The organism is Malikia spinosa, assembly GCF_002980625.1.
GTDB classification, from domain to species: domain Bacteria; phylum Pseudomonadota; class Gammaproteobacteria; order Burkholderiales; family Burkholderiaceae_C; genus Malikia; species Malikia spinosa.
Genome location: NZ_PVLR01000011.1, coordinates 1 through 15,018 on the forward strand (window position 1 = coordinate 1; position 15,018 = coordinate 15,018).

Sequence of the window (15,018 nt, forward strand, 5' to 3'; positions counted from 1 at the left end):
GGGGATGGGGATGGGGATGGGTCAGGCGGATAATCGCTCGCATGGCTTTGATCACTCTCAATCAGGTATCGCTGGCGTTCGGGCATGTGCCCTTGCTGGATCACCAAGACTTCTCCCTCGAAACGCAGGAGCGCGTCGGTCTCGTGGGCCGCAACGGCACCGGCAAGTCGTCGCTGCTCAAGATATTGGCGGGCCTCGAGAGGCCCGACGATGGCGTGGTCCAGACGCAGAACGGCTTGCGCCAGGCCTATGTGCCGCAGGAGCCGGTACTGGATGGCGATGCCAGCGTGTTCGATGTCACGAGCGAAGGACTGGCGCGCGCCAAACTGGTACGCGATCTATATCTGGAGCATGCGCCGGGGGTCGACCTCGACGCGCTGCAAAACGAGATCGAGGCGCTCGATGCCTGGAACTGGGAGCAGCGGGTCGAACAGACGCTGGACAAGCTGCAGCTCGATGGCGCGACCCGGGTCGGCGAGCTGTCGGGCGGACTCAAGAAGCGGGTGGCCTTGGCGCGCGCCCTGGTCAGCCAGCCCGACGTGCTGTTGCTGGACGAGCCGACCAACCACCTCGACCTCGATGCGATTGGCTGGCTGGAGGAGCTGCTGCTGGGCTTCAAGGGCAGCGTAGTGGTGATCAGCCACGACCGCGCCTTCCTGGACCGGGTCACGACGCGGACCGTCGAGCTCGACCGCGGCCGGCTGATGAGCTATGCCGGCAACTTCAGCCAGTATCAGGTGCTGAAGGAAGAGCAGCTCGCGCAGGAGGCGGTGATCAACGCCAAGGCCGACAAGCTGCTGGCCCAGGAGGAGATCTGGATCCGCAAGGGGGTCGAGGCGCGGCGCACACGGGCACAGGCACGCATCGAGCGGCTGTCGGTGCTGCGCTCGCAGCGTTCGCAGCGGCGCGATGCGGTCGGCCGGGTGCGGATGGAGGTCAGCAGCGGCGCGCCGAGCGGCAAGCTGGTGGCCGAGCTGGAGAACGCGAGCAAGTGGTTCGGCGACGGCGACTCGCGCAAGACCATCATCAAGAATTTCACCGCCACCATCCTGCGGGGTGACAAGGTCGGCCTGATCGGCCCGAACGGCGCCGGCAAGACCACGTTGCTGAAGCTGATCCTGGGTCAGCTGGAGCCCGACGAGGGTACGGTCAAGCGCGGCACGCAGATGCAGGTAGCCTACTTCGACCAGATGCGGGACCAGCTCGACCTGGACGCGACGCTGGAGGATTTCATCAGCCCGGGCAGCGAATGGGTCGAGATCAACGGCCGCCGCACCCATGTCAAGAGCTATCTGAGTGACTTCCTGTTCTCGCCGGCGCGGGCGCATGCGCCGGTCAGGACTCTGTCGGGCGGCGAGCGCAACCGGCTGCTGCTGGCGCGCCTGTTCGCACGCCCGGCCAACGTGCTGGTGCTCGACGAGCCAACCAACGACCTCGACATCGACACGCTGGAGTTGCTCGAAGGCTTGCTGGCCGAGTACGAGGGCACGGTGTTCCTGGTCAGCCACGACCGGCGCTTCCTCGACAACGTGGTCACGAGCACCATCGTGTTCGAGGGCGACGGCCTGTGGCGCGAATACGAAGGCAGCGTGCAGGACTGGCTGACACAGGCGGCACGGGCGCAGGGCGCGGTGGCCGGATCGCCCTGGGGCGCCAAGACCTCTTCCGGCAAGCTGGGCGACAAGACGCTGGCGGCCAAGGGACAGGCAACGGCGGCAGCGCCTGCGGCTGTGCCGTCGCCCAGCGTCGCGCCGACGGCCAAGCGCAAGCTGAGCTACAAGGAGCAGCGCGAGCTCGAGGCGCTGCCAGCACAGATGGAGGCGCTGGAGCAGGAACAGCAGCAGATCGACCGGGCACTGGCCGACGGCCACCTGTATGCGAACGATCCGGCCCAGGCGGCCTTGCTGTCGGCGCGCCATGGCGAGATCGAGGAGGCGCTGATGACGGCGCTCGAGCGCTGGGAGCAGCTCGGCGGCGTCTGAGAGCTCAGGGTTGCAGGTCGAGGTCGGGCTGATCCACCAGCGTGGAAAGCGGCAGCTGGCTGAGCTCCTGCAGCAGCTGGGCCAATGAGCGCCCGGCAGCCTGGACCAATGCCCGTCCCGTCGCGGCATCGGCCAGCGCGGCGTTGCCGACTGCGCCCTGCGGGTGGTAGTCCTGCATCTGCCAGGCCAGCTTGGCGCTGCGGCCGTTGCCCAGGATCGAGTATTGCGCGGCGCGCTGTTGCGAGGTGGACGCGAAGTCGCGGGCATGCTCCATCCGCACCAGATGGGGTTTCAGCGCCAGCATCATCGAGGTCTCGACCTGGCCGGCGTGGATGCCGAAGCGGTGCTCGGCGGGGCTGATGCGGGTGTTGAGGTCGTGACCCTGTTCGTCGAGCAAGGGCAGGTTGAACCAGCTGGCGCTGTAGACCAGCAGGTCGAGGCGGGTGCGCAGGTCGCGTGCGACCAGATCCATGATGCCGGCATGGCCGCCGTGGCTGTTGAAGATCAGCAGCTTGCGCACGCCGGCGCGCGCCACCGATTCACCGATGTCGGTCCAGAGCCGCAGCACGGTTTCGGGCCGCAGAGTGAGCGTGCCGGGAAAGCGCTGGTGCTCGGGGCTCAGCCCGACCGACTGGGTCGGCAGGACGTAGGCCGGACAAGCTGCCGGCAGATGCGGCCCGGCTGCCGTCAAGATCCCCTCGACCAGATCGGCATCGACCGACAGCGGCAGATGCGGGCCGTGCTGTTCGATCGCGGCAACCGGCAACACGGCAACGGTGCGCTCGGGATCGAGGCTTGAAAAGTCGGTGGTGCAGAGGTCGGCCCAACGGCGCAGGACAGGAAGTGAATCGGGCATGGCGAGATCTTAAGCCGGACAAGGGTTGGGGCGGTCCTGCACAATGCGGTGCCGGGGCTGCTGCCTAGGCCTCCCCCTGATCCACCTTTACCTTGTTGCTTCACGATGCGTCACTGGATCGTCCGACTGCTGTTCGCCCTGCTGTCTACCCTGTCCTGGCCCACCTGGGCGCTGGACCTGACGGGGGACGGTGTCGTCAAGACCGCGCAGGTACGGGCCGAGTTGCTGGTCCATGCCCCGGAGGGGGTGGCGGTGGGCAAGCCGCTCTGGCTAGGCCTGCAGCTGCAGCATGCGCCGCACTGGCACAGCTACTGGAAGAATGCGGGCGACTCGGGGCTGCCGACCGAGCTGCGCTGGACCTTGCCGGCTGGCGTGACAGCGGGCGAGATCGCCTGGCCGACACCGCGCAAGTTCCCGCTCGGCGAGCTGGCCAACTACGGCTATGACGGTACGGTGCTGCTGCCGGTGCCGTTGCAAGTCAGCCCCGGGTTCCAGGGCGATGCGCTGGTCGTGAATCTGCAGGCGAGCTGGCTGGTCTGCCGCCAGGAATGCATTCCCGAGCAGGGCAGCTTCCAGGTCCGGATTGCTGCCCAGGGCTCGACGGCCCAGCATGCAGGCCTGTTCCAGCAGGCTTGGGACGCGGCTCCGCGCACCCAGGCAGCGGCGGCCAGCCGGCTGCGCCCCGATGCAAAGACCCTGCGAGTCAGCCTGGACGGATTGCCGGCGGGCTGGCGTGGCAAGTCACTGGAGATCTTCCCGGAAAGCGCCGGGCTGATCGCTCCGGGCGCGGCCTGGACCCAGGGCTGGAATGGCACGCAATGGAGCGCGAGCCTGCCCTTGTCACCGGACCGCGTTGAGGGCCCGAGCCTGGTCGCGCTCGTGCTGGCACTGGCTGGCGCGGGCGAACAGCAGGCCGGGGTGCGGATGGAAGTGCCGGTGGAAGGCGAATGGCCTGCCGCGGCACAGCGCAGCGAAATCCCGCCAGCCTTGCAGCAGGCGCTGGCGCAAGCCCCTCAAGGCACAGGCACCAGCGGAGCCAGCAGTTCCGGCACGGCGGGCGATATCGGGCTGTGGGCTGCGCTGCTCGGCGCGCTGGCGGGCGGGTTGATCCTGAACCTGATGCCCTGCGTGTTTCCCGTGCTGGCGATCAAGGTGATGGCCTTCGCGCGCCATGCCGATGACCGGCGCGCGCACCGTCGGGCCGGGCTGGCCTACACCGCTGGCGTGCTGCTGTCCTTCCTGGCGCTGGGCGGACTGCTGCTGGCGCTGCGGGCGGCGGGCGAACAGCTGGGCTGGGGCTTCCAGCTGCAGAATCCGGCGGTGGTGGCCGGGCTGGCGCTGCTGTTCACTGTGATCGGCCTGAATCTGGCCGGCCTGTTCGATTTCGGCCGCGTGCTGCCGGCCTCGCTGGCCGGGCTGCAGCTGCGCCACCCGCTGGCGGATGCCTTCCTGACCGGCGTGCTGGCGGTGGCGGTGGCATCGCCCTGCACGGCGCCCTTCATGGGGGCCTCGCTGGGACTGGCGATCGGCCTGCCGACGGCACAGGCGTTGGCGGTCTTCGTGGCGATCGGCATCGGCATGGCGCTGCCCTATCTGGCGGCCAGCTTCTTCCCCTGGGTCGCCCATGCGCTGCCGAGGCCGGGCGCCTGGATGGAGACGTTGCGCCAGTTCATGGCGTTTCCGATGCTCGCGACCGTGGTCTGGCTGCTCTGGGTGCTGGGTCAGCAGACCGGCATCAATGGCGCAGCGACGTTGCTGCTGGCACTGCTGCTGCTGGCCTGGCTGTCCTGGGCAGTGAACCGGCGCGGCAAAGTGCGCACGCTGCTGGCGCTGCTGCTGCTGGCAGGACTGCTGGGCTGGCTCTGGCAAGCGGGGGGACGGATCTGGACCCCGGTGAACGAGCCGGCACAGGTGACGACAACATCCGCCCTGCCGACTGCCGACCGGAGCTGGCACGCCTGGACGCCCGAGCGCATGGCACAGCTGCAGGCGGCCGGCACACCGGTCTTCGTCGATTACACGGCAGCCTGGTGCGTCACCTGCCAGTACAACAAGGGTACAGTGCTGTCGGACCCCGGACTGCTAGACCGCTTCGCGGCCGACGGCGTGGTGCTATTGCGCGCCGACTGGACCCGGCGCGACCCGGCAGTGACCCAGGCACTGGCGGCGGTGGGGCGCAATGGGGTGCCGACTTACGCGCTTTACCTGCCCGGCAAGGAACCCCGGCTGCTGTCGGAACTGCCCAGCAGCGCCGAGGTGATCGAGGCGTTGAGCCGACGCTGAACGGTTTGCGATCGATCAAGACCTGGACGATCTCCGGATCAAACTGCCGGCCGGCTGGCAACGCTGCTGCGACAATGGCGGGATGAGCACGAACGTCACCTCCGGCAGCTTTGCCCCGCTGCAAAACGACAGCTTCCTGCGCGCCTGTCTGCGCCAGGCCACCGATCACACTCCGGTCTGGCTGATGCGCCAGGCGGGACGCTATCTACCCGAGTACCGCGCCACGCGGGCCCAGGCCGGCAGCTTCATGGGGCTGGCGACCAATGTCGACTACGCCACCGAAGTCACGCTGCAGCCGCTCGAGCGCTATGACCTCGACGCGGCCATCCTGTTCAGCGACATCCTGACCGTGCCCGACGCGATGGGACTGGGCCTGAGCTTTGCGCTCGGCGAAGGTCCCAAGTTCGCCAAGACGGTACGCACCGAGGCCGATGTCGCCGCGCTGGCCGTGCCCGACATGGACAAGTTGCGCTATGTGTTCGATGCGGTGACCTCGATCCGCCGGGCGCTCAATGGCCGCGTGCCGCTGATCGGCTTCTCGGGCAGCCCCTGGACGCTGGCCTGCTACATGGTCGAGGGCGGTGGCTCGGACGACTACCGCCAGGTCAAGACGCTGATGTATCAGCGCCCCGACCTGATGCGGCGCATGCTCGAGATCAACGCCGACGCGGTCGCACTCTATCTGCGCACGCAGATCGAGGCTGGCGCGCAAGCCGTGATGATCTTCGACAGCTGGGGCGGCGTGCTGGCCGACGGCAACTTCCAGCAGTTCAGCCTGGCCTACACCAAGCGGGTGCTGGACCAGCTGCCCAGGGAGTTCAACGGATCACGCATCCCGCGCATCGTCTTTACCAAGGGCGGCGGCCTGTGGCTGGACGACATGAACAGCCTGGACTGCGATGTGCTGGGCCTGGACTGGACGGTGAACCTGGCGCAGGCGCGCGCTCGGGTCGGCGGTCATGTCGGCGGTCCGGGCAAGGCCTTGCAGGGCAATCTCGACCCAAATGTGCTGTTCGCCAATCCCGATCAGGTGGCAGCCGAGGTGCGTCGCGTGCTCGAGAGCTTCGGCACGCCGCACACCGACCGCGACCAGACGGGGCCGACCCATATTTTCAACCTGGGCCATGGCATCAGCCAGCACACGCCGCCCGAGATCGTGAAGGTGCTGGTCGACACCGTGCATGCGCATTCGCGCCTGATGCGCACGCGCGATTGAAGCGGAAAACCAGATGTGGAAGATTGGCTTTTGCACAGTTTGGTCGCAGCACAAGGGGATAAGTCCGGTGCGCGCCAGCTGGCAAGATCCGGCGCAGAAAATTTTTCAAGCCATTGTTGCAATTGATCTTTTTCCTGCCTCCCTGGACTGGCCTCGATCGCGTGAGCGACAAGGCCGGGGCCAATGTCCAACTCACCCGCACCGGTTGCCAACAAAGTTATCCACAGAAATCTGGCACCGCTACCAGAGCAAAGCGGCAGCCAATTTCCGGTTCCGATGAATGGCTGATGCTGGCGACCTGAACCTGTCGCTGACCCCGCTGGCGGTGGTCGTGACCACGCCCGCCTACAGCGGCCTGGGCCCGGCGCTGACCTATGTGCACGACCGCCCGCTGGAGCCCGGAACCCTGGTGCGGGTGCCACTGGGCAAGCGCGAGCTGCTGGGCCTGGTCTGGGAGGCGCCAGGACTGAGCCTGGAAGGACTGGAGCCCGGACAGGCGCGCGCGGTGCTGCAGGTGTTCGATGCGATACCGCCACTCAACGCCGCCTGGCGCGGACTGGCGAGCTTTGCCGCCCGCTATTACCAGCGCAGCCTGGGCGAGGTAGCGCTGGCCGCGCTGCCGCCGCAGTTGCGCGATCTGCAAGCCGAGCAGCTCGCGCGCAAGCTCAAGCGCCTGGCCAAGGCGGCGGCCGGCAACCCGAAGACCCAGGGTCGGCAAGTCAACCAGGCCGCAGACTCCGAACCACAGATGCCGGAATCCTTGTCCGTGGGTGACACCAAGGCTGGGCCCGAACTCAGCCCGGAACAGGCCATCGCGCTGCAGCGCTTCCAGGCCGCAGACCGGCCGGCGTTGCTGTTCGGTACCACCGGCAGCGGCAAGACCGAGATCTATCTGCGCGCGGTGCAGGAGTTGCTCGAGCAGGACCCGCAGGCGCAGGCCCTGATCATGGTGCCTGAGATCAACCTGACGCCTCAGCTCGAGGCCCGCTTCATGGAACGCTTTGCGCGCTGGGGCGTGGTTTCGCTGCACAGCGGGCTGACGCCGGCGCAGCGACTCGACCATTGGCTGGCGGCACACCAGGGCCGGGCGCGCATCGTGCTCGGCACCCGGATGGCGATTTTCGCCAGCCTGCCGCAGTTGCGCCTGATCGTGGTCGACGAGGAACACGACCCGAGCTACAAGAGCCAGGAAGGCGCGCGCTACTCGGCACGCGACCTCGCGGTCTATCGGGCCAAGCGCGAAAGCCAGGGCCGGTCGCCCGCGCATTGCCGCGTGCTGCTGGGATCGGCCACGCCCTCGCTCGAGAGCTGGCGCGCAGCGGAGATCGGCCGCTACCTCAAGCTCGAGATGCCGCAGCGCATCGGTGGCGGCGCACTGCCCAGGCTGCGACTGGTCAACATGAACCACCAGCCCAAGCAATGCGTGCTGGCCCCTGCGCTGCTGGAATCGATCGCCGAGCGCGCCGCCCGCGGCGAGCAGAGCATGCTGCTGCTGAACCGGCGCGGCTACGCCCCGGTGCTGGCCTGTCACGCCTGCGGCTGGAAAAGCGACTGTCCACATTGCAGCGCGCATGCAGTGTTCCACAAGATCGACCGCACGCTGCGTTGCCACCACTGCGGCTACAGTTCGCGCGTGCCCTATGCCTGCCCGGGTTGCGGCAACCTCGACATCGCGCCGGTCGGACGCGGCACCGAACAGCTCGAGGAGCAGCTGGTCGGGCTGCTGGCCCATGCCAGACGCGCCGATGGCGAACCGATCCGCGTGTTGCGGCTGGACGCCGACAGCACGCGCGCCAAGGGCAGCCTGGAGCAGCAGCTCGCCGGCATGCACGAGGGTGAATTCGATGTGCTGGTCGGCACCCAGATGATCGCCAAGGGCCACGACTTCCGCCGCATCACGCTGGTCGCGAGCGTCAACGCCGACGGCGGCCTGTTCGCGAGCGACTACCGGGCGCCCGAACGGCTGTTCGCACTGCTGCTGCAGGCGGCCGGGCGCGCCGGGCGCGATGCCGACTTCGTCGCCAGCCAGGGCGCGGCGGTCGAGCTCTGGGTCCAGACCTGGTACCCCGAGCATCCGCTGTTCGCGGCCCTGGTCCAGCACGACTACCCGGCCTTCGCGACGCAGCAACTCGAGGAACGCGAGGCCGCGCTGATGCCGCCCTACTCCTTCCAGGCGCTGGTGCGCGCCGAGGCCCGCACCCAGGAAGCGGCGCAGGCGCTGCTGAATCTGGCGGCGCAGGCTGGCGAGCCGCTGCCCGGGCGCGAGCACCTGACGCTCTACCCCGCGGTGCCGATGGCGATCCAGCGCGTGGCCAATGTCGAACGCGCGCAGATGCTGATCGAGAGCGATTCGCGCCCGGCGCTGCAGGCCTTCCTGGCCGCCTGGCAGGAGCAGCTGCAACTGGCACGCAGCCAGCCCGAGGCCAAGGGCGTGCTGCGCTGGGCCATCGACGTCGACCCGCTGGCGATCTGAAGCGCTTCTGCCGAGAATAGGTGGGATCAGGGGCCGGACTGAAACAGGAACCGGCAGCCACAAGCGAAAAAACTGTTCTACCTTTATCATTGAAAGCTTTTCCATGCGCGCTACCCCATGTCAGCCGGTCTGAACATCGCCCAACTCGATGCCGTCAATCACCTCGGCGGCCCCTGCCTGGTGCTGGCCGGTGCCGGCTCGGGCAAGACGCGGGTGATCACGCACAAGATCGGACGCCTGATCCAGGCCGGGCTGGCGGCGAACCGGATCGCGGCCATCACCTTCACCAACAAGGCGGCGGCCGAGATGCGCGAGCGCGCGCGCCAGCTGGTCGGCAAGGCCGCCAAGGACGTGCTGATCTGCACCTTCCACTCGCTCGGGGTGCGGCTGCTGCGCGAGGACGGCAAGGCACTCGGGCTCAAGAGCCAGTTCTCGATCCTCGACACCGACGACATCACCGGCATCCTGAAGGACTGTGGCGGCAGCACCGACACAGCGACCGCGCGCCAATGGCAATGGACCATCAGCGGCTGGAAGGGTGCCGGCCTGAACGCCGAGCAGGCGCTGGCCCAGGCCAAGGACGAGAACGAACGCGTGATCGCGCTCGTGATGGCGCGCTACCAGGAACGGCTGACGGCCTACCAGAGCGTGGACTTCGACGACCTGATCGCGCTGCCACTGAAATTGCTGCGCGAGTTTCCCGAGGTACGGGAGAAATGGCAGAAAAAGCTCGGCCATGTGCTGGTCGACGAGTACCAGGACACCAACGCGACCCAGTACGAGCTGCTGAAATTGCTGGTCGGCGAGCGCGGACGCTTCACCGCGGTGGGCGACGACGACCAGTCGATCTACGGCTGGCGTGGCGCGACGCTGGACAACCTGAAGAAACTGCCGCAGGACTACCCCGAGCTGCGCGTGATCAAGCTCGAGCAGAACTATCGCTCGACCAGCGCCATCCTGCGTGCGGCCAACAACGTGATCGGCCCGAACCCCAAGCTGTTCCCGAAGACGCTCTGGAGCGAGCTCGGCGAGGGCGAGCCGGTGCGCGTGAGCGCCTGCGACCAGGAGGAACACGAAGCCGAACGCGCGGTGGCACGCATCCAGGGTCTGCGCGCCAACCACAAGCACAAGGCGTTCAAGGACTTCGCGATCCTGTACCGCGCCAACCACCAGGCGCGACCGCTGGAAACCGCGCTGCGCCGGGCGCAGATTCCGTACAAGGTGTCAGGGGGCCAGAGCTTCTTCGACCGGGCCGAGATCAAGGACCTCTGCGCCTGGCTGCGACTGCTGGTCAACAACAACGACGACCCGGCCTTCCTGCGCACGATCACGACCCCGAAGCGCGGCATCGGCCACCAGACCCTGGCCCAGCTCGGCAGCTTCGCGACCCAGTACAAGCTCAGCCTGTTCGAGTCGCTGTTCTCGCATTCGCTGGCGGCGGCAGTCAATGCGCGCGCACTGGCGGGCCTGCACGAATTCGGCCGCTACCTCAACGACCTCGAGCACCGTGCGCGCCACACCCGCGGTGCCGAGGCAGCCAAGGTCTTCCTGAGCGATTGGCTGAAGGACATCGGCTACGAGCAATACCTCTACGACAGCGAGGACAGCGAGAAGGCCGCCGCCGCACGCTGGGGCAACGTGATCGACTTCTGCGACTGGGTGGCGGCGCGCTGCGGCGGCCAGATCGACGACAGCGGTGGCGTCACGACCGAGCGCGAGGTCAAGTCGATGCTCGAAGTCGCGCAGACCATCGCGCTGATCTCGACCATCTCGGAACGCGAGCAGGATGCCGACCAGGTCACGCTGTCGACACTGCATGCCTCCAAGGGACTGGAATGGCCGCATGTGATCCTGGCCGGTGTCAACGAAGGGCTGCTGCCGTTCAAGCCTGACGATGCGGGCGACGGCGCGGCGCTGGCCTTGCGCATCCAGGAGGAACGGCGCCTGATGTATGTCGGCATCACACGCGCGCAGCAGACCCTGGTCGTGAGCTGGCTCAAGCGGCGCAAGAAGGGCCGCGAGATGGTGCCGGGCCAGCCCAGCCGCTTCATCGAGGAGATGGCGCTGGACCAGGCCACGGTCAAGGAGGACCCGCGCGAGAAGCTGCGCGCGCTGCGCGCCGAGTTCGCGGCCAGAGCCGCGCAGGCACCACCCGGCCAGTGAGCGTTACCATAACGAAAAAATCAATAAGTTTATGGAGAAAATGATGCGTAAAGCCGGACGGCGTCGACTGGTACTGGGCCTGTTGCTGACCGGTTCAGCGCTGCTGCTGGCCAGGCCCGGACTGGCACAGGATGCCGCGCCGACCGGCAAGAAAATCCTGACGATCAGCGGCAAGATTGGCGCCGGACAAGCGGGTGCCAAGGTCGCGTTCGACCTGAGCCGGCTGGAGTCGCTGCCGCAGCGCAGCTTCACGACCCAGACGCCTTGGCAGGACAAGCCGGTCCAGTTCAGCGGCCCGCTGCTGCGCGATGTACTGGCTTCGGTGAAGGCCCAGGGTAGCCAGCTCAAGGCGATTGCGCTCAACGATTACAAGGTCAGCATTCCGGTCTCGGACAGCCTGCGCTTCGATGTGGTGCTGGCGCTGCGCATCAATGGCGAACTGATCCCGGTGCGCCACAAGGGCCCGCTGTTCGTGGTCTACCCTTACGACAGCGACGAGGAACTGCGCAACACGCTCTACTACAGCCGCTCGATCTGGCAGCTCAAGGCGATCGAGGTTGAATAAGTCGATGCGCCTGCCCAGCCAGCGCCGCTTCCTGCTCGGGCTATCGCTGACGGCAGCGCTGCTGGCGGTGGCGTTTGCGATCATGCTGGCGGTGCTGATGCGCCAGAACCGCACCGTCGAGGAAGCCACCCGGCTCCAGGGCGACTCGATCACCTCGCTGACCTTCCAGCTCGAACGCGAATTCCTGCGCCTGCGCTCGGACCTGGCCTTGACGCTGCGTAGCCGTGGCCGCAGCCAGCCCGACTGGGAGGCGGTCACGCTGCGCTACGAGATTTTCCTGAGCCGGGTCGAGCTGCTGCGCGACAACCCGAGCACCTTCAAGCTGCGCACACGATCGGAATACCAGGAACTGATGCCGCACCTGGAACAGCTGATCGCCGATGCCACGCCCTTGTTGAGCACGCCGGCGCCAGATGGCGCGGCGCTCGAAACGCTGCTTGAGCGCCTGTACCAGCTGGGCCCGGACGTGCAGGCGCTCTCGGTCGCCTCCACCCTGGTGGTCGCGGGCCTGATCGAGGAGCATGTCGTGGTGCTGAACGTACAGAATGCCCAGATCCGATGGCTGATCGGCGCCCAGATGCTGCTGCTGATGCTGGCGGCCACCGGCTTGCTGCTGCGTCAGCGCCGCCAGGAGCAGGAACAGGCCGCGCTGCAGGCACTCAACGCCGAGCTCGCCGCGGCGCGCGACCTGGCCGAAGAAGCGAACCGCAGCAAGAGCCTGTTTCTGGCCAACATGAGCCACGAGCTGCGCACGCCCTTCAACGGCATGCTGGGCATGCTCGACATGCTCGGCGACAGCCCCCTCGCACCACTGCAACGCGAGCACATGCAGACCGCCAGGGATTCGGCGCAGCATCTGCTGCGCCTGCTCAATGACATCCTCGACATGTCGGCACTCGAGTCGGGCCGGATCTTGATCCAGCCCGAGCCGGTCAACATGCGCCGGCTGATCGGGGATGTCCAGCAGCTGATGGGCAGCCAGGCCCAGCATAAGGGGCTGGAGTTCGTGTTCGAAGCGCCGGCACAATGGCCGGACTGGGTCGAGACCGACCCCACGCGCGTGCGCCAGATCCTCTACAACCTGCTGAACAATGCGATCAAGTTCACCGACAAGGGCCGCGTCACGCTGAGCGTGCACTGCGAGCCCGGGCCAGATGAAGCGCTGCACTGGACCTTCGCGGTCAGCGACACCGGCATCGGGATGGACCCGGCCACGCTGGCTCAGCTGTTCCAGCGCTTCCACCAGATCGATGCGGGCGCGAACCGCCGCTTCGGTGGCAGCGGGCTGGGACTGGAAATCTCGCGCACGCTGGCCCGCCTGATCGGCGGCGACATCACGGTGGAGAGTCAATCCGGACAGGGCTCGACCTTCACGCTGACGCTGGAGACACCGGCCTGCGCCGCGCCCCAGACAGACCCGCAGTCGGCGCAGCCGGAGCAGCCGCCTGCTGCCGGGCCGAGCGAACCGACCCCGCCACCACTCGAGATCCTGGTGGCCGAGGACCACCCGGTCAACCGCAGCTTCATCGGCACCCTGCTCGAACGGCTGGGCCACCGGGCCAGCTTCGCCGTCAATGGCCGCGAGGCGCTCGAACAGATCGAGCAGCAGGACTTCGACCTGATCCTGATGGATATCCACATGCCCGAGATGGACGGGCTCGAAGCGACCCAGGCGCTGCGCGCGCGCAGCGATGACAAGCGGCATATCCCCGTCATTGCCCTGAGCGCCGATGTGATGAACGAGGCGCAGGAGCGGGCGCTGGCAGCCGGGATCGACGAATTCCTGTCCAAGCCGGTGCAAAAGCAGCAGCTGCAACAGGCGCTGCTGCGCTGGAGCCGGCAGCGCCACTGAGCCGCGGCCCGGCAGGACCGCGAGGTGCGGCCGACTCAGGCCAGCAGCTGGCCCAGACGGGCGCCGGGCGCCAGTGCGACCCCGCGCAGGAAATCGGCCACCGGCAGGCGCTTGCCGCCCGCGCGCTGCAGTTCGGTCAGACGCAGCACGCCAGCGCCGGCCTGCACCCGCACGCCCTCGGCATCGGCGCTGCGCACGCTGCCGGCGGGAAAGTCGGCGCTGGCGGGCTGATCGCCCTCGGCCACAGCACCCCAGACCTTGAGCGACTCACCCTGCCAGCTCGTGACTGCACCCGGAAACGGGTTGAAGGCACGCACCCGGCGCGCCAGGGTCTGTGCGTCGAGCGACCAGTCGATCAGCGCCTCGGCCTTCTCGATCTTGTGCGCGTAGTTGACGCCTTCGGCCGGCTGGGGCGTAGCGCGCAGGCCGCCACAGGCCGCCAGTTCGAGCGCCTCGACGATCAGGCGTCCGCCCAGCAGCGCCAACCGGTCATGCAGCACGCCGGTGCTGTCATCAGGACGGATCGCCAGCTTTTCCTCCAGCAGCATGTCGCCGGTATCGAGCCCCAAGTCCATCTGCATGATGGTGATGCCGGTTTCCAGATCACCGGCCTCGATCGCGCGATGGATCGGCGCCGCACCGCGCCAGCGCGGTAGCAGCGAGGCGTGGATGTTCAGGCAGCCCAGGCGCGGCAGCTCCAGCGTCCACTGCGGCAGGATCAGGCCATAGGCCGCCACCACCATGATGTCGGCGCCAGCCGCCAGCAGGGCCTCGCGCGCGGCGGCGGCATCGGCCGGGTACTTGCCGTCGAGCCTGAGGCTCAGCGGCTGCGACACCGGGATGCCATGCTGCAGCGCCAACTGCTTGACCGGCGAGGCCTGCAGCTTCATGCCGCGCCCGGCCGGGCGGTCGGGCTGGGTCAGCACCAGCGGCACCTCGAAGCCGGCGGCCAGCAGCGCCTGCAGCGCCACTGCGGCGAATTCGGGCGTGCCCGCGAAGACGACCTTCAGGCCCGCCATCTCAGCGCCTGGCCTCGCGTTCGGCCTTGACCAGCTTGGCCTTGATGCGGTCGCGCTTGAGCTGCGACAGATGCTGCACGAACACCTTGCCGTTGAGGTGGTCGATCTCGTGCTGAATGCAGACCGCCAGCAGGCCGTCGGCTTCGATCAGCCGGCTTTCGCCCTTTTCATCGAGCGCGCGCACCTTGACCGCGATCGAACGCTCGACGCCGTCGTAGATGCCGGGCACCGACAGGCAACCCTCCTCGCCGCGGCGCTGGGTCGGGCTGGCCCATTCGATCTCGGGGTTGATCAGCACCAGCGGCTGATTGCGCTCCTCGCTGACGTCGATCACGACCAGGCGCTGGTGGAAATCGACCTGGGTCGCGGCCAGGCCGATGCCCTGCGCCTCGTACATGGTCGCCAGCATGCGCTCGATCATGGCGCGGATGGCGTCATCGACCGCCGCCACGGGCTTGGCCACGGTGTGCAGGCGCGGGTCGGGGTAACGCAGGATGGTCAGCAGTTCGGTATCGGACATGGGGAGCTATATCGGTAGGAGGCGCAAAACCGCCGCCAGGGGCGCAGCGCAAAGGTGCATATTTTCGCGACTTTTCAGCGCTGCGTCTG

At 67.6% G+C, this 15,018-nt stretch carries 10 protein-coding genes; 7 read left to right on the forward strand and 3 right to left on the reverse strand.

The window, feature by feature from the left end; translation table 11 throughout:
• The first annotated feature begins 41 nt into the window (after positions 1 to 41).
• The gene (locus C6P61_RS03705; RefSeq protein WP_105728587.1) at positions 42 to 1,982 is read left to right on the forward strand and encodes an ATP-binding cassette domain-containing protein; all 1,941 of its coding nucleotides are present in this window, start codon (positions 42 to 44) and stop codon (positions 1,980 to 1,982) included.
• A 4-nt stretch (positions 1,983 to 1,986) separates the two neighbouring features.
• On the opposite strand, the gene C6P61_RS03710 is transcribed toward C6P61_RS03705, so the two are convergent.
• A complete protein-coding gene (locus C6P61_RS03710) occupies positions 1,987 to 2,838 on the reverse strand; it encodes a creatininase family protein (RefSeq protein ID WP_105728588.1) in 852 nt (283 codons plus the stop codon).
• 105 nt (positions 2,839 to 2,943) lie between these two features.
• Here C6P61_RS03710 and C6P61_RS03715 point away from each other — a divergent pair, with 105 nt between their 5' ends.
• From C6P61_RS03715 to C6P61_RS03740, 6 genes are all read left to right on the forward strand, one after another.
• The gene (locus C6P61_RS03715) at positions 2,944 to 5,121 is read left to right on the forward strand and encodes a protein-disulfide reductase DsbD family protein (protein WP_105728589.1); all 2,178 of its coding nucleotides are present in this window, start codon (positions 2,944 to 2,946) and stop codon (positions 5,119 to 5,121) included.
• Positions 5,122 to 5,203: 82 nt separating this feature from the next.
• Positions 5,204 to 6,337: a uroporphyrinogen decarboxylase gene (gene hemE, locus C6P61_RS03720; protein WP_105728590.1), complete on the forward strand. Its 1,134-nt coding sequence runs from the start codon at positions 5,204 to 5,206 to the stop codon at positions 6,335 to 6,337.
• Between the two features lie 280 nt (positions 6,338 to 6,617).
• Positions 6,618 to 8,810, forward strand: coding sequence for a replication restart helicase PriA (gene priA / locus C6P61_RS03725; protein WP_211296918.1), 2,193 nt, complete (start codon positions 6,618 to 6,620; stop codon positions 8,808 to 8,810).
• A 117-nt stretch (positions 8,811 to 8,927) separates the two neighbouring features.
• Positions 8,928 to 10,973 carry an ATP-dependent helicase gene (locus tag C6P61_RS03730; RefSeq protein ID WP_105728591.1) on the forward strand — a complete coding sequence of 682 codons (2,046 nt, stop codon included), beginning with the start codon at positions 8,928 to 8,930 and terminating at the stop codon, positions 10,971 to 10,973.
• A 43-nt stretch (positions 10,974 to 11,016) separates the two neighbouring features.
• Positions 11,017 to 11,538: a putative pterin-binding protein gene (locus C6P61_RS03735; protein WP_105728687.1), complete on the forward strand. Its 522-nt coding sequence runs from the start codon at positions 11,017 to 11,019 to the stop codon at positions 11,536 to 11,538.
• Complete coding sequence (locus tag C6P61_RS03740; RefSeq protein ID WP_146114960.1) at positions 11,531 to 13,390, forward strand: response regulator; 1,860 nt, start codon at positions 11,531 to 11,533, stop codon at positions 13,388 to 13,390. Before C6P61_RS03735 ends, C6P61_RS03740 begins: the two co-directional genes overlap by 8 nt.
• 35 nt (positions 13,391 to 13,425) lie before the next feature.
• On the opposite strand, the gene fmt is transcribed toward C6P61_RS03740, so the two are convergent.
• Together fmt and def are read right to left on the reverse strand one after the other, a co-directional pair.
• The gene (fmt, locus tag C6P61_RS03745) at positions 13,426 to 14,400 is read right to left on the reverse strand and encodes a methionyl-tRNA formyltransferase (protein ID WP_105728688.1); all 975 of its coding nucleotides are present in this window, start codon (positions 14,398 to 14,400) and stop codon (positions 13,426 to 13,428) included.
• A gap of 10 nt (positions 14,401 to 14,410) precedes the next feature.
• A complete protein-coding gene (gene def / locus C6P61_RS03750; RefSeq protein WP_105728593.1) occupies positions 14,411 to 14,929 on the reverse strand; it encodes a peptide deformylase in 519 nt (172 codons plus the stop codon).
• Between the last annotated feature and the right edge of the window lie 89 nt (positions 14,930 to 15,018).

Bases quoted from the DNA above. Each gene is read 5' to 3' on its own strand.
- C6P61_RS03705 (WP_105728587.1), top strand. From the start codon at position 42: ATGGCTTTGATCACTCTCAATCAGGTATCGCTGGCGTTCGGGCATGTG.
- C6P61_RS03710 (WP_105728588.1), bottom strand. From the start codon at position 2,838: ATGCCCGATTCACTTCCTGTCCTGCGCCGTTGGGCCGACCTCTGCACC.
- C6P61_RS03715 (WP_105728589.1), top strand. From the start codon at position 2,944: ATGCGTCACTGGATCGTCCGACTGCTGTTCGCCCTGCTGTCTACCCTG.
- hemE (WP_105728590.1), top strand. From the start codon at position 5,204: ATGAGCACGAACGTCACCTCCGGCAGCTTTGCCCCGCTGCAAAACGAC.
- priA (WP_211296918.1), top strand. From the start codon at position 6,618: ATGGCTGATGCTGGCGACCTGAACCTGTCGCTGACCCCGCTGGCGGTG.
- C6P61_RS03730 (WP_105728591.1), top strand. From the start codon at position 8,928: ATGTCAGCCGGTCTGAACATCGCCCAACTCGATGCCGTCAATCACCTC.
- C6P61_RS03735 (WP_105728687.1), top strand. From the start codon at position 11,017: ATGCGTAAAGCCGGACGGCGTCGACTGGTACTGGGCCTGTTGCTGACC.
- def (WP_105728593.1), bottom strand. From the start codon at position 14,929: ATGTCCGATACCGAACTGCTGACCATCCTGCGTTACCCCGACCCGCGC.